Genomic DNA, 553 nt, shown 5'->3' with positions numbered 1-553 from the left:
ACTGGCTTAACTCAAGTTCGTAACCTTGCCAGGAGCCTGCAGGCATCTGTGCTACAACGCTAATACCGAGTTGCTGTATAAATTTTTCAAGCTGCCAGGGGGCTGAGAACACAAAAGTGACCGCTGGCTGGGGAACAGGTGAAACTGGTTCAAGTACTAGCGTCACTTCCTCGATCTTATTCTCAGCATTCTGTTGGGGTATCAACCTGAAATGATGGAAGAAAATCCTGGCATCAAACAACGCCTGCTCATGTTCCTCGGGGGCAATAACATTGGCGGCATCTTCGCCCAAAAATGTATAGGGATTACGAACAAAAGAAAGCGCTTCGCTTCCGGCCACTCGACGACCAGGGATCGAATGTATTGAGTTTAGGACTTCTTTCACTTCGGGAGGGATGATGACGTGGCTAAGTTCGCCATTCTCACCAGGGATACGATAGCTATCATGAACCTGCGAATTCTTGTCAAAACTGCCTAGCCAGTTAGCTGGCTGGTCCTCGAAATGGGGCTCAATTTCGATAACAGCAGTATCAGCAACCGTTGATTTACGCAG

General features: G+C 48.3%; 1 pseudogene. It reads right to left on the bottom strand.

Annotated elements, in window-relative coordinates:
* A pseudogene (locus J5069_RS24030) lies at positions 1–553 on the bottom strand (ATP-dependent helicase); the annotation flags it as partial.

The organism is Candidatus Symbiopectobacterium sp. NZEC127, assembly GCF_025962675.1.
Classification (GTDB): domain Bacteria; phylum Pseudomonadota; class Gammaproteobacteria; order Enterobacterales; family Enterobacteriaceae; genus Symbiopectobacterium.
The sequence above is the reverse complement of the archived record's forward strand: the minus strand, read 5'-3'. Positions and strand labels throughout refer to the sequence as shown.